The organism is Rhizobium ecuadorense (genome assembly GCF_001187535.1).
GTDB classification, from domain to species: Bacteria; Pseudomonadota; Alphaproteobacteria; order Rhizobiales; family Rhizobiaceae; genus Rhizobium; species Rhizobium ecuadorense.
The window spans coordinates 1-257 of sequence record NZ_LFIO01000930.1 but is presented as its reverse complement, the minus strand read 5'-3'; the positions used below and the strand labels follow the sequence as shown (position 1 = coordinate 257).

The 257-nt window shown below is 62.6% G+C and carries 1 pseudogene; it reads left to right on the top strand.

What is annotated here, in order from left to right:
* Positions 1-257 (top strand): annotated as a pseudogene (locus tag AF337_RS16050) (quinone oxidoreductase); the annotation flags it as partial.

The following is a 257-nucleotide window of genomic DNA, read 5'->3' as shown; positions in this document are numbered from 1 at the left end:
GTTGAAACCTATGTCGCAAGACACACCGGCGGCAAGGGTTTCGATCTGGTCTACGATACGGTCGGCGGTCAGGGGCTTGATACGGCATTTCGAGCCGTTAGCCGGTTCGGCCACGCCGTGAGCTGCCTTGGCTGGGGAAGCCATGCGCTGGCGCCGCTGTCCTTCAAGGCCGCCACCTATTCCGGCGTCTTCACGCTGCTGCCGCTTCTGACCGGCGAAGGACGCGCCCATCATGGTGAGATCATGCGGGAGATGAC